At 51.2% G+C, this 14,136-nt stretch carries 12 protein-coding genes; 3 read left to right on the forward strand and 9 right to left on the reverse strand.

What is annotated here, in order from left to right; genetic code table 11:
- Positions 1–63: 63 nt before the first annotated feature.
- From ACI3UA_RS04875 to ACI3UA_RS04895, 5 genes are all read right to left on the reverse strand, one after another.
- Positions 64–2,097: an LTA synthase family protein gene (locus tag ACI3UA_RS04875; protein ID WP_439723708.1), complete on the reverse strand. Its 2,034-nt coding sequence runs from the start codon at positions 2,095–2,097 to the stop codon at positions 64–66.
- The gene (locus ACI3UA_RS04880; RefSeq protein ID WP_439723709.1) at positions 2,097–3,011 is read right to left on the reverse strand and encodes a hypothetical protein; all 915 of its coding nucleotides are present in this window, start codon (positions 3,009–3,011) and stop codon (positions 2,097–2,099) included. The genes ACI3UA_RS04875 and ACI3UA_RS04880 overlap by 1 nt, the downstream gene beginning before the upstream one ends.
- A gap of 116 nt (positions 3,012–3,127) precedes the next feature.
- Positions 3,128–4,543, reverse strand: coding sequence for an alanine/glycine:cation symporter family protein (locus ACI3UA_RS04885; RefSeq protein WP_439723710.1), 1,416 nt, complete (start codon positions 4,541–4,543; stop codon positions 3,128–3,130).
- Positions 4,544–4,743: 200 nt separating this feature from the next.
- Positions 4,744–5,193, reverse strand: a complete 450-nt coding sequence (locus tag ACI3UA_RS04890; protein ID WP_439723711.1) for a hypothetical protein — start codon at positions 5,191–5,193, stop codon at positions 4,744–4,746.
- 94 nt (positions 5,194–5,287) lie between these two features.
- Complete coding sequence (locus tag ACI3UA_RS04895; protein ID WP_439723712.1) at positions 5,288–5,479, reverse strand: DUF951 domain-containing protein; 192 nt, start codon at positions 5,477–5,479, stop codon at positions 5,288–5,290.
- Between the two features lie 39 nt (positions 5,480–5,518).
- Here ACI3UA_RS04895 and ACI3UA_RS04900 point away from each other — a divergent pair, with 39 nt between their 5' ends.
- A complete protein-coding gene (locus ACI3UA_RS04900) occupies positions 5,519–6,325 on the forward strand; it encodes a carbon-nitrogen family hydrolase (protein ID WP_439723713.1) in 807 nt (268 codons plus the stop codon).
- A 12-nt stretch (positions 6,326–6,337) separates the two neighbouring features.
- Here ACI3UA_RS04900 and ychF read toward each other — a convergent pair whose 3' ends face one another.
- The 4 genes from ychF to ACI3UA_RS04920 form a co-directional block, all read right to left on the reverse strand.
- Entirely contained in the window at positions 6,338–7,444 is a 1,107-nt protein-coding gene (gene ychF / locus ACI3UA_RS04905) for a redox-regulated ATPase YchF (RefSeq protein WP_439723714.1), read from the reverse strand.
- Positions 7,445–7,859: 415 nt separating this feature from the next.
- The gene (gene galE / locus ACI3UA_RS04910; RefSeq protein WP_439723715.1) at positions 7,860–8,876 is read right to left on the reverse strand and encodes a UDP-glucose 4-epimerase GalE; all 1,017 of its coding nucleotides are present in this window, start codon (positions 8,874–8,876) and stop codon (positions 7,860–7,862) included.
- Between the two features lie 78 nt (positions 8,877–8,954).
- Positions 8,955–9,842 carry a UTP--glucose-1-phosphate uridylyltransferase GalU gene (gene galU, locus ACI3UA_RS04915; protein WP_439723716.1) on the reverse strand — a complete coding sequence of 296 codons (888 nt, stop codon included), beginning with the start codon at positions 9,840–9,842 and terminating at the stop codon, positions 8,955–8,957.
- 65 nt (positions 9,843–9,907) lie between these two features.
- Positions 9,908–10,885, reverse strand: a complete 978-nt coding sequence (locus ACI3UA_RS04920; RefSeq protein WP_439723717.1) for a tyrosine-type recombinase/integrase — start codon at positions 10,883–10,885, stop codon at positions 9,908–9,910.
- Positions 10,886–11,132: 247 nt separating this feature from the next.
- Here ACI3UA_RS04920 and ACI3UA_RS04925 point away from each other — a divergent pair, with 247 nt between their 5' ends.
- Complete coding sequence (locus ACI3UA_RS04925) at positions 11,133–12,482, forward strand: putative porin (RefSeq protein ID WP_439723718.1); 1,350 nt, start codon at positions 11,133–11,135, stop codon at positions 12,480–12,482.
- 221 nt (positions 12,483–12,703) lie between these two features.
- Entirely contained in the window at positions 12,704–14,023 is a 1,320-nt protein-coding gene (locus tag ACI3UA_RS04930) for an S-layer homology domain-containing protein (RefSeq protein WP_439723719.1), read from the forward strand.
- The last annotated feature ends 113 nt before the right edge of the window (positions 14,024–14,136 follow it).

A 14,136-nucleotide genomic window follows, 5' to 3' on the forward strand; every position in this document is an offset into this window, starting at 1 on the left:
AAACCCCAATAGCTCACAATCCCTGTATTCCATAGCTTTTCTCCATCACACCACTGCATCCTGTCAGTCAATAAGCTCAGGATGCCTCAGCAGCCAGCCGGTAATTCCCTGCCAGGCCGCCCATTCGTCCCTGTACTGCATATTGCCATGCTCCATAGGCACATCCTCCGCTGACGAAGCCAGCTGCTGCCGCACATCATCCTTGTAAAAGCCGATATTCTCGCCATCCATCCAGCTGTAAGGCGTAACCACATGACTGATTTTTTCCGTCAGAGGCGGCTTCAGGCTGTAATACTCAAACCCTTCCGGCGCAATCAGCTCCATGATAGTCGGCAGGATGTTATGATGCTCCCCCAGAACATTGCCGGCAAAGAACTCCGGCTTCAAGTCCGGATGATGCATAGAAAAGGAGGTCAGAATATGCTCCCGGAGCAGCCTGTCCTTGCGAGGGATAATTCCCTTGTCCAAAGGCGCCACCGCCGAAGCATGGTCCCCCGTCAGTATAAACAGGCTGTCAGGATAAAGCTCCCGCATCCTGCTGACAAAATCCCCTACCGCCTTGTCAGAGTAAAGAATGCCGGTAAAACGTCGCATATCCATATCGCCCTGCTTCAAATCCCCCAGCGGCAGGCGAACCGCGTCCTCTTCGTGCACACCATACATCTCATAGGGGATATTATATGGCCCGTGGTTGGAAGTGGTATAGACAAAATGAAATTCCGGCGTGCCGTCTGCCTCTGCCTGTATCTTTTCAGCCACAGCTTCCAGATAGATATGGTCATATACACCCAGCCATGTACTTGGTGAACCCGGCGGGCAGAAATCAGGACCGCCATAAAAGCGGTCAAATCCGGCACTGGGCGCAAAATGCACCAGGCTGCCCCAGTTCAGGCTGCCACCATACCAGAAATGAGTGCGATAGCCCAGCCTGCGAAGCTGCCCTGCCATGGTGGTAGGCAGCCGCTGCAAATCTGCATCCCAGATTATCTTGTTCTCATTCAGCTCCACATCACAGTCATAGATCCCCAGCAGGATACTGCCCAGAGCTGTCTGGGATATCATGCCGCCCGGCTGGAAATTGTTCAGCACAAAGGCTCCCGGCTCCTGCCGCAGCCGCTTAGTATATTTGACTATATCCAACATATCATAAGGTGCATCATAAAGCCCCTGACAATGGCTTTCCTCCAGAATAAAGAAGATATGCCCCGGTTTCCTGATTCTTGCCCCTCCGGCAATACGCCTGCAGTATAACAGCGGATTATCATCCACAGTACCTGCAAAATCCGGTAGCACACAGCGGATATCCCTGGCAGCCGTCTCGTCATCCTTCGACATAAACTCAGGCACCGGATGCTTCCAGACAATCTTCAGCGCCACCAGATCATCCATAGTGGCCTTGCCCAGAAAAACATCGTTCTTTACCTCGGCAGGCACCTCGTCCCATTCCGGCTTCAGCCGATGTCGGAAGGTGCCGCCAAAGTTGAACCAGTAATATATGGCAATAGAAAACAGGAAAATTGCCGTATTCATAGCGTACTGCGCTGCCACTGATTCCCATAAAGGCAGCTCCAGCAGCGGCAGGGACTGCAGTCCGCTTCCCACAAGCCACAGCAGGCAGACATAGGGCGCCGTTCCCAGCAGAATCCATGCCCCGTGGTTCTGGTTGAAAAAAATATCCAGCAGATTTTTCTTGTCCGCATTTTTGCCCAGCCACATGTTGCGATTGTATACATCATGAAAATGATAATAAAAAATCCTCTTGCCCATGAAGGCGGCATAGAGAACTACTCCATACAGCACAAAAAGCACCAGCCGCACTGTGTCGCTGATGCCATAATATCCCCATATAAAGCTGCCCGGCAGGGTAACAAGCGCCAGCGTCAGCAGATAAAAGCGGGAATTTATATCCATCCCCCACCAGAAGCCATAGCTGAAGCATGTTCTCAGCTGGCTTCCCTTCCAGTCTGAAATCCTCTTCGGACCATCCAGCCAGATAAAAAGGAACCGAAACACTGCACACAAAACCGGCGGCACCACCGCCAAACGCAAATCCTGCTGCCAGCCGCTGAAAAATCCCGCAACTCCAGGTATATCCATTATTCAATCTTCCCCGCTTCCAATAATCTCATTTTGCCGGCCGCCAGCAAAAGCCCTATCAGCAGCCAGTATTCGCGCATGACGGAAATCTGCAGCATGCTGCTCTCTGTCATTCCCTCAAGGTGAAGTCCCGCCAGGACCAATATGCCTATCATGCCATAGGACGCAGTATTTACGGAGCGGCTGATGGATTTTTCCGCCTGATACAGCTTCACAAGGCGGTACAGAATGTACCCCTGCAGCATCACAAAGGAAGCCAGCCCCACAAAGCCGCCCTCCACGAATATCTTGACAAAGCTGCTCTGGCTCAGCACCGATGCCCATGTAGCCTGCCCACTCCAGTCATTCCACGATACGATGGCATACATGACCACCGAAAAGGCCAGCATAAAGGCAGGTATCGTCCTGTTGGCAAAAACCCCCTCATCCTGACGGCACATAAGATAAAAAATCGGTATCGCCATCATCAGATGGGTGGCATAAAAGGATGCCGCCGAGCTTGCGCCAATAGGGGTATAGTCCTCCCAGACCACCAGCTGATACGCACCCATGGCATCACAGACCAGCACCGACACCGCAAAGGCCACCAGAATCCACGCCATGCGCCGCCGCGTCTGCAAATAGCCGATTCCCATAAACAACGGGCTGAGGCGGTAAATGGTGCCCCACACCTCACCGAGGCTTGCCGCCGGATTGGGAGCAATCAGCGCCGCCACCACCTGCAGGACGCAATAAAAGGCCACAATCTTGACCAGTCCCTTGTCCATATCAGGCAGGCTGCCGGTACACACCTTCTGGGCAATCATCACCACAGCCCCCAGCACAATGCACACACTGGTAGCCGCAATGGAAAAATTGGATGTCAGGGCAAACAACATCATCACTATATACATTAACTGATTCCAGATTCCCAAAACCACCACTCCATACTTAAAGAAAGCTACTAACCCCTTTAGTATACCACAAAAAAACAATCCCGACTACGTTTAGACGGGATTGTTTCAGCATTATATCATTATTGTATCATTATTCAGGCACTGGTGGACAAATCCACCTTCTCGCCCTTTTTCTCGCGAACTACCACGCGCTCCTCGTAGTCAAAGCACTCCTTGGCAATATCCTTGCTGAGCCACAGGAGGCAGATAAGGTTCGGAATCGCCATCAGTCCGTTGGCCGTATCGGAGAAGTCCCATACCAGATCCAGTGTCTGGGTTGCGCCGATATAGGTGATAAAGGAGAAGATAACGCGGTATGCCACCAGAATGTCATGATTGCTTACCAGATACTCCAGTGCCTTCTCGCCATAATACTCCCAGCCGAGAATCGTGGAAAAAGCGAAAAGTGCCAGAGAAGTGGAAACGATTACGCGGGCATGCTCGCCAAAAACGGAAGAGAATGCCAATATGGTCATCTGAGCGCCGGAAACAGCCTTGCCGGTAGCCGGATCAATGGTGCCCAGCATGCCGGAAGAAGCGATAACAAGGCCTGTCAGCACGCAGATAATCATGGTATCAAAGAAAGTACCGGTCATATTTACATAACCCTGACGGGAAGCATGGTCAGTCTTGGCCGCAGCAGCCGCAATCGGCGCGGAACCAAGGCCTGCCTCGTTGGAGAACACGCCGCGGGCAACACCCCAGCGCATAGCTGTCAGCATGGAAGCGATAATGGAACCGCCTACACCGCCGGCTACAGCCTCCGGAGCAAAGGCCATCCGGAAAATCTCACCAATGCCGGCCGGCAGGTTGCCTGCGTTCACCACGATGACAATCAGGGCCATCACTACATAGAAAGCTGCCATGGCAGGCACCACGATACTGGAAACAGCACCGATACTGCGCACGCCCTTGAAGAGAATAACCATGGAAAGAATAACCAGAATGGAACCAATCAGGGCAGGATCCACGCCAAAGCTGCTGTTAAACGCAGCAGAAATGGAGTTGGCCTGGGTCATGTTGCCGATACCAAAGGAAGCACAGACAGCAAACACCGCGAACAAAAAGGCCAGCACGCGCCCCGGCACGCCGCCGATGCCGTTCTTCATGGCATACATCGGGCCACCGGCCATCTCGCCCCGCTCGTTGGTTTCACGATACTTTACGGCCAGCACGGATTCACCATACTTGGTGGAAAGGCCGAAAGCGGCAGAAATCCACATCCAGACCAGTGCGCCCGGTCCGCCCAGCACCATAGCGGTAGCAACGCCCACGATGTTACCTGTACCCACAGTGGCAGACAGAGCAATCATCAGGGACTGGAACGGCGTAACGTCGCCCTCCGTGTTATCCTTCTTTGTCAGAATCATCCTGACCGCATAAGGCAGGTTCAGCCACGGCTTGAACTTCAGGCGCACCGTCAGAAAGATGCCGGTGCCTACCAGAAAGCACAGCATAACGGGGCCCCAAACAAAATCATTCACCTGCTTCATAATAGCTGCAAAATCCATACACAATTCCCCCTATAACATTTATAATGCCTTTTGTATACATCTATGTACATTTTGTTATAATGTCCGTTGTACATAGACAATAGTCTTCAATGACTATGTGTGATAGTATACCTTTCATAAACACATTTGTAAAGGCCGTTTTGCAGATTGCGTAAAAAAGCAATAAAAAAAAGGTGTCCGCTTTGAACACCTTTAATTTATTCCCATGTTTCCCCATATTGGGTTTTATATATATGGCTTTTCTTCCAGGCCAGCGCAAACTCCACAACCTCCTGCAGCATGGTGCTCTTGCCGTAGGAAAGCCTTTCCTGCACATTCACCGCACCGCTCATCAGCTTCTTTGTTTCATAGTTGTATACCTTGGCATTGCGGTATTCATAGGAGCCTTCCTCCGTATCAAAATAAGCCCGGTAGCGGTACATATACCTGCTGTGCAGCTTGACCAGATACAAATCCAGCTCTATCTCATGCTCGCTGGGCTGTTCAATGGAGTTGACGTCCACGTAGTAGCCGGTATTTCCCTCATAATCCACAAAATACCTGTCGGCCCTGGCAGCCTCCACGCCGCCTGCCCACAAGACAACCGCAACGCACACCGCCACAGCCGCAGAAAATATCCATTTTTCTTTGTTCTTGAAAAAATCCACTAAAAACAGACTTCCTTCCCAGGGTACAAATGATATATAATATATATTGTAGTATATTATATGACAAAAAACGAAAATATCTGTGGCCGCAGGATTATTCCGCCGCAGTTACCACTGCTTTTACCATCCGCTCAAATTTGACGCGTGGTATCATCACAAAATGGCCGCAGCCCTGGCATTTCATACCGAAGTCCATGCCGGTGCGGGTAACCTGCCAGAGCGAACTGCCGCAGGGATGAGCCTTGCGCATCCTGACCACATCTCCCACATTAAACTTTAATGGCATAAAAATCATCCTATTCTACAGAAAGGGAGTTACACTATCATGAAAATATCTATTCTTCAGCTGCCCATTGAAGAGGGCAATATCGAGCACAATCTCGATGCCATGTCCGCCATGCTGGACAAGGCCATGAACAGCGACCAGCGCCCCGATGCCGTCCTGCTGCCGGAGCTTTGGAACACCGGCTTTTATCCAAAGCCAATCAGCGAATACGCCGACAGCCAGGATATCTGGAAAAAACATATGAGCCGCCTGGCCTCGGAGTACACGGTCAACATCATCGCAGGCTCCATTGCCGTGGAGAGGAAAAAGAAGATATACAACACCTGCTACGTTTTTGACAGGGCAGGCGAAAACATAGCCACCTATGAAAAGACCCATCTCTTTTCCCCGGCCGGCGAAAACACCGATTTTACCCCAGGCAGCAGGCTGGCCACCTTCAGCATTGACGGCATAAAGTGCGGCATCATCATCTGCTACGACCTGCGCTTTCCTGAGCTGGTGCGGCAGCTGGCCCTGCAGGACATCAGCATCCTGTTTGTGGCCGCCGCCTGGCCGATAGAGCGCATCCAGCACTGGGACACCCTGCTCAGGGCGCGCGCCATTGAGAACCAGTTCTTTGTGGCTGCCGCCAACGGCATTTCCTCCCATCTGGGAGATGCCATGCACCTGGGCGGCGGCTCCGCCATCTACGACCCATGGGGAAGCCTGCTGGCCCAGGGCTCCACGGACAATCTGGAGGGAGAAATCCTGCACGCCAACCTCCAGCCCGGCATGATCAGCCAGATACGGAGCGACATCAACATCTTCCGCGACAGGCGTCCGGAGCTGTACAAGCTGACGGAATAGCAAAATACGCAATTACACGTTGAAGCGGAAGTAGGTCACATCCCCGTCCTGCATGATATAATCCTTGCCCTCAAGGCGCACCTGCCCCTTTTCACGGGCGGCGGCTGTGGACCCGGCCGCTACCAGGTCATCAAAGCTGACAATCTCCGCACGGATAAAGCCGCGCTCAATGTCAGAATGAATCTTGCCGGCGGCCTTCGGTGCAGTGGTTCCCTTGACGATAGTCCAGGCACGGCACTCATCAGGGCCTGCCGTCAGGAAGGTCATCAGCCCCAGCAGGTCAAAAGCGGCGTGGATGAGCTTTTCCAGTCCGGACTGCTCCAGCCCCATCTCATGCAGGAACTCCTTTGCCTCATCGGCATCCAGCTCCGCAATCTCCGACTCCACCCGGGCAGAAATCGCTACCACCTCGGCCCCCTCGCTAGCGGCGTACTCCTTCACCTTCTGCACATACGGGTTTTCCGCATCGGCAGTGGCAACCTCATCCTCGCTCACATTAGCTACATACAGGGTCGGCTTCATGGTCAGGAAATTCATTTCCCTGATAAGGGCCAGCTCATCATCAGACAGCTCTACGCTGCGGACAGTCCTGCCCTCATCGAGAGCTGCTTTTATTTTGTCCAGAACAGCCTGCTCCGCCTTGGCCTCCTTTACACCGGCCTTGGCCAGCTTCACCAGCTTCTGCGCACGGCGCTCCAGCACCTCCATGTCAGCCAGGCACAGCTCCGTGTTGATGATTTCAATATCGCGAACAGGATCAATAGACCCCTCCACATGGGTGATATCCCCGTCCTCAAAACAGCGGACAACCTGCGCCACCGCATCCACCTGACGGATATGCTCAAGGAACTTGTTGCCAAGGCCCTCGCCCTGGGACGCACCCTTCACCAGGCCGGCAATATCCACAAAACGGAAAGCCGCCGGAGTGGTTTTCTTTGAGCTGTACATCTCATGCAGAACCTGCAGGCGCTGATCCGGCACATCCACGATGCCCACATTCGGCTCAATGGTGCAGAACGGATAGTTGGCCGCCTCGGCGCCTGCCTTGGTAATAGCGTTGAACAACGTGCTTTTGCCCACATTCGGCAATCCGACAATACCTACTTCTAAATTACTCAAAACCTTATTCCACCTTTATGATTTGTACTTTTTGAAAATATTACCCGTATAGTATATCACAAAATCCTGCAATAAAAAACACAAAAACATATTTACGCTTTTGTGCTGCCATAGTATAATTATTCTGCTGCTCTCCCACACTGCAGTGAAGGGAGGTGCTTCATGTGGAGTTGCTAATTACCTTTCTGTTGTCTGTTCTGGCAAGTGTAATCGGCAATTACATTTGCAAATGGCTGGACAGGCAATAAAACGCAGCAGCCAGCCTAAGGCTTAAGCCACCTTTACCAAACGGAATAGAAAACGCCCCGATCGGCACATCGGGGCGTTTTTGCGTGCCTCACATGGATGCACTAATCACCTTTAGCTTTCGCTGAGATTAGCATAGCACATTTCACATCATTTAGCAATACATCTTTTACATCCTGTAGCCATCAGGATTATTTTTTTGCCAGTTCCAGCTGTCACGGCACATATCGGCCAGAGTGCGCTTTGCCTCCCAGCCGAGCACTGCCTTCGCCTTTGACGCATCCGCATAGCACACCGGCAGATCACCGGCACGGCGCGGCCCGATAGCGTACTTTACTGGCACGTTATTCACCTGCTGGAAGGTATTCACGATGTCCAGCACGCTGTACGGCCTGCCGGTACCCAGGTTGATAATCTCCACGCCCTTGTGGCCGGCCGCAAACTCCACCGCCTTCACATGGCCGTCGGCCAGATCCATCACATGAATATAATCCCGCAGGCAGGTGCCGTCCGGCGTATCATAATCACCGCCAAACACCGTCAGCTTCTCACGCCTGCCCACCGCCACCTGCGATACATATGGCATCAGGTTGTTGGGAATCCCCTGGGGATCCTCGCCAATCCGCCCGGACTCATGGGCGCCGATAGGGTTAAAATACCGCAGCAGCACTACCCCCAGCTCCGGATTGGCCACAGCCGCATCAGACAAAATCTGCTCCATCATGGACTTCGTCCAGCCATAAGGATTGGTGCAAAGGCCCTTCGGCATTTCCTCCTTATACGGAGATGGATTCTGCTCTCCATACACAGTTGCCGAGGAAGAAAAAATTATCTTCTGCACATCGGTTGCGGCCATGGCCTCCAGCAGTGAAAGAGTTGTATTTATGTTATTGCGATAATACTTCAAGGGATTTGCCACGGATTCCCCCACGGCCTTCAGGCCTGCAAAATGAATCACCATCTCCGGCCGTTCCTTGTCCAGAATCCCCCTTACTGCCGCCTCGTCCTGAATATCCGCCTCATACAGCGCCACCTTCCTGCCGGCCAGTTCTTCAGCACGATGCACCGCCTCCGGACAGCTGTTGTCATAATTGTCCACGATAACAACCTCATGGCCGCCCTTCAAAAGCTGTACTGCCGTATGGGTGCCAATATACCCGGCACCACCTGCCAATAATACCTTCATAACTATTGCTCCCTCATCAATGCCTGCAATACCTTCACGGCTATTGCTGTTTCATCAGCACCTGCAACACACCTACAGCTATTGCTCCTTCATCAATGCCTGCAGATATTCCTTGAATTGCGGGCCCAAATCCTCACGCCGCAGGGCAAACTCCACCGTAGCCTTCAAAAAACCCAGCTTGTCCCCCACATCATACCGCCTGCCCTCAAAGCAGTAAGCCCAGACCGGCTCAACCCCTGCCAGCTGCTTAAGGGCGTCCGTCAGCTGGATTTCACCGCCCTTGCCCGGCTTCGTATGCTCCAGAATCTCAAACACTGTCGGAGATATTATATACCGCCCCAGCACTGCCATATTGCTGGGCGCCTCTCCCAGCTCCGGCTTCTCTACCATGTTGCTGACCTTCACCAGCCGCGAACCGGCAATCTCCCTGCCGTCCACAATACCATAAGAAGAAACCTTCTCATCCGGCACCTGCTGGCACCCCAGCACCGAACCGCCATAGGCATCATAGATATCTATCAGCTGCTTCAGGGCAGGCGCCTGCCCGCTTTTCCTGTCCGCATACACCACATCATCACCAAGAAGCACCGCAAAAGGCTCCCCCGCCATAAAGGATTTGGCGCAGAGAATGGCATCCCCCAGCCCCCGCATTTTCTTCTGACGGATATAATGCACGTTGATATCTGCTGTTTCCCGCACTATGGCCAGCAAATCCTCCTTGCCCTTTTCCTCCAGCTCCCGCTCAAGATTCGGCGCCGAGTCAAAATGATCCTCGATGGCTCTCTTTGCATGGCCGCTGATAATCAGAATCTCCTCAATGCCGCTGTCCAGGGCTTCTTCCACAATGTACTGGATAGTAGGCTTGTCTACGATAGGCAGCATCTCCTTCGGCGTTGCCTTGGTGGCAGGAAGAAACCTCGTCCCATAACCGGCCGCCGGAATTACTGCTTTTTTTATTTTCGCCATAATCTCACGCCCCCACGAAATAATTGCTTTGTTTAGTATACCACAAAACAGCACTTACTGCCATATCAGCCTGTTACATTGTCAGGCGGAAAAAGATTGTCAAGGGTTGCCCGCATCCTCAGTTTTCCTTTCTCCGTGACGTGGGAATAATACTTGGCCGTAATAGCAATACTGCTGTGCCCCAGCCGCTTGGATACAGCATCCATCGTTTCCCCCGCCTCCAGCAGCATGGTAGCATGGGTATGGCGCAGTGAATGGGTGGAGCCTCCCCCTAGATTCTTCTTGCACCAGGCGTTAAAAAAACGAAAATCCGGCGCACAAATCTGCTTGCCGCTCCCAATCCGGCAGCAGACATAATCCCCCTTGTTGTACCTGCTGTTTCCCGCCGACTGGCGCACATCCATCTGGCGAAGCTGCTCCGTCTGCAGAAGCATCTGCAGCTGTGTCCCGTAGGGAATAGTACGATAGCTGCTCCTGGTCTTTGGCATGCTCTGGCGCAGGCCGTTTTCCAGCATAGTACCAGCCACCGTCAGCTCCCGCTTCTCAAAATCCACATCCTGCCATCTAAGCCCCAGCGCCTCCCCGATTCTAAGCCCCGTGTAATAACAGACATGCAGTGCCACATAATAATCATGCCCCGGCGGATACTGCTTTTCAATAGCTGCCACATCCGTGGAGGAAAACACATGAATCTCCTTGCCCGGCTCCTCGATATCGCGCGGCAGCCAGACATTCTCGGCAGGGTTGCTTTTGCAAAAACCACAGGGATTCACTGCATAGCTGAAGCAGGAGCGCATAATAGCCAGCAGCTTTCCCAAGGAGGAACGTTTCAGGCATTTTCGCCGTTCATTGATAAATTTCTGCAAAAGTCGGGCATCCAGCTTATTCATCTCCATATCTCCCAGCTGAGGAAAAATATGCTTTTCTATCATGCCCCGATAGGATTTCTGCGTGTTTGTCCGGGTATTGATATTGACATATTCCTCAAACCAAACCTGAAAGGCTTCCTGTACCGTGACGATTTTTTTACCTTGCTTTTTCATTTCTAACATCTCCTAACCACGTCAACATACGGCTTATTTAAATTTTATATAATTTGTAAAATTTTATCAACAAAGGCATACCTGTCTACTAACTTTTTATAAGAGAAATTCGCTATTCTATTACATATTTTATAAAATATTTCATAAAAACCTTCGGTAAATACAAAAATTTTATTTATTTTTCGTTATTATACAACCTTAACATCCCGATAAGTGTTTTTTATTTGGACAAAGGAGGAATTTTTTAATGAAGAAGACTCTCGTATCCGCATTGACTACCGCTCTGGTAGTAGGCGCTGCATCCACTACTTTTGCAGCCGCTAATCCTTTCGCTGATGTTCCTGCAGACCATTGGGCATACGATGCTGTTGCTCAGCTGGTACAGGACGGCGTAGTAAATGGTTATTCCGCTGATGGCACCTTCAAGGGTGACCAGAGCATGAGCCGTTATGAGATGGCTCAGATTGTTGCAAAGGCTATGGCTAAGTCCGATGCTGCTGACAACAACAACAAGGCTCTCATTGAGAAGCTGTCCGCAGAGTTCTCCGATGAGCTGGCTAACCTGGGCGTTCGCGTTGCTAACCTGGAGGCTAAGACCGACAACGTTAAGTGGAATGGCTTGATCCGTTATGACTGGAACACCACCAACTATGAGAGCAGCGAAGGCCACAGGGATTCCCAGAACAACACTATTAAGCTGCGTTTTGAGCCATCCATCACCATCAACGAGAACTGGACCGGCCATGCTCGTCTGGACTATGATGTTGACAAGGATGATACTACCGGCCACAACACTGTATCCACCGAGTGGATTTATGCAGAGGGCGTTTATGGCAAGCTGGACACCAAGCTCGGCCGTTTCAACACCTTCTCCGATGCCTCCCATGGTCTGGTAATCGATATGGATTCTGCTACCGGCGTTGAGTTCCAGTATGCTCCTACCAGCAACTGGAAGGTAAAGGCTACTGCCGCTCGTCTCTCCGGTTTCTGGACTGAAGATGGTTGGGAGCATGAGAGCTATGGTTTGTCCCATGGCCCTAGCAATAATAACAATGCTACCTACTGGGCTGTTGAGGCTAACTACCAGAATGGCAAGTGGGAGGCTGGTGCAGGCTACCACAATGTAACTGCTACCTACACCTTCCAGGATGTTGCTAATTTTACTGATTTGGAAAATGCAGATGGCTCTTTCCGCGTAGTTGACCTGGGCGTTGGCTATGCTTTCGACAAGAATGTAAAGCTGACTGCTGACTATGCTTTTGGTCCTTCCCTGAATGACGAGGTTTGGGATGGTGCCAGCAAGAACGCCTACAACATCCAGCTCCAGTACAAGGGCGCTGACGCTGCTGACAAGGGCTCCTGGGGCGTATACGCTGCATACCGTCAGCTGTCCCCATTCGCAGCCTTCGGTGCAACCTATGATCACAAGGCTGGCGTTGCCGGCTTGAACTCTTTGAAGGGCTGGGAGTTCGGTGCTGACTATGCTTTCGCAAAGAACATCGTAGCAACCGCTAAGTTCTTCACCGGCAAGGATACCCTTGTTGATACCAACGACAAGGTTACCGGTATGTGGAGCCGTGTTGACTTCATTTTCTAATCAACACAAGCCATATCACCGCAGGGCATCTGCTCTGTAAAAAGAAAACGAAAACCCCCGATAGCCGTCGGGGGTTTTTTAGTCCCTGCTTTCAGGCGTTAACGGCTTTATTATAACATGTATAATTATTTTCGTAAATTAATTCCATGCTATTTCCCTTACTTTTTTACGTATTCAAAACGACAATAAGTGTTTTTTATTTGTAAGGGAGGAATTTTTTAATGAAAAAGTTACTTGTAACCTCGTTAACTACCGCTCTGGTAGCAGGCGCTGCATCCACTACATTTGCGGCTGCCAATCCTTTTGCAGACGTTCCTGCGGATCATTGGGCATACGATGCCGTTGCTCAGCTGGCACAGGATGGTCTGGTAAACGGGTATGCCGATGACGGCACTTTTAAGGGCGACCAGCACATGAGCCGCTATGAAATGGCACAACTTGTTGCCAAGGCCATGGCAAAGTCCGATGCCGCCGATAATAACAACAAGGCTCTCATTGACAAGCTGGCCGCAGAGTTCTCCGATGAACTGTCCGGTCTGGGCGTCCGCATTGCCAACCTTGAGGAAAAGGTCGACAATGTTAAGTGGACAGGCTTGATACGCTATGACTGGAACAACGCCAATTTTGCTGTACAGAAAGGTCATAGAGAAAACAATGAGAACCAGCTGAAGCTGCGCTTTACTCCGTCCGTCACCATCAATAATAACTGGACGGGTCATGCCGAAATTGACTATAACTATGATTACAGCAAGGGCGGCGACGATACTACCGTTAACAAAAACGATGGTAAAGCGGATGTGGGCAAGATTTATGCAGAAGGCAAATACGGCAAGGCAGCAATCAAGCTCGGCCGCTTTGGCTCTTTCTCGGATGCGTCCCACGGCCTGTTCTTTGATGACAAGGTAACTGGTGCTGAAATGGTTTATGCTCCTGACAAGCGCTGGAGCTTCAAGGCCACCGGTGGTAGGGTTGACGCAAAAAATCGTCTATTCTATACAACGACCACATCTGGTACCAAAGGCACTTCCGGCAGCTATGCCGCTGTGGAGGCCGGATACAAGAATGGCAAGTTTGAAGCCGGTCTTGGCTATCACATTGCCGGCGGAAACAAGACCATCATCACTGACCACGGGGACTACAAGGTTTGGGATGCAGGCATAGGCTATGCTTTTGACAAAAACCTCAAGGCTACTGCCGACTATTCCTATGGCAATAGTTGGGTCGATCATGCTTTCTCACGCGGAGCTTACAGTATTCAAATGAATTACAAGGGTGCAGATGCAGCTCATAAAGGTTCCTGGGGTGCCTATGTGGCCTATCGCAATCTGACACCGATCGCAGCATTTCAGGCAACCTATGACCACAAAGCGGGAACTACAGGCTTGAATTCTCTGAAAGGCTGGGAGCTGGGTGTTGATTATACCTGGACAAAAAATATTGTTTCATCCTTCAAGTATTTCAACGGCAAGGACAACGACAAGTTATATGCAAAGAACAGCAAGGTTTCCGGCGTATGGAGCCGTCTCGACTTCATATTCTAACCATGTTCCAACTGATTGCGGTCTGTAGAAATAGCTTACTTTAACTTAACATTCGTAATCGTCTGAAATGGCGATTTGAGAGCGGCTCACAGAGCCGCTCTTTTATAGTTCAT

The organism is Anaerovibrio sp. (genome assembly GCF_051866355.1).
Classification (GTDB): domain Bacteria; phylum Bacillota; class Negativicutes; order Selenomonadales; family Selenomonadaceae; genus Anaerovibrio.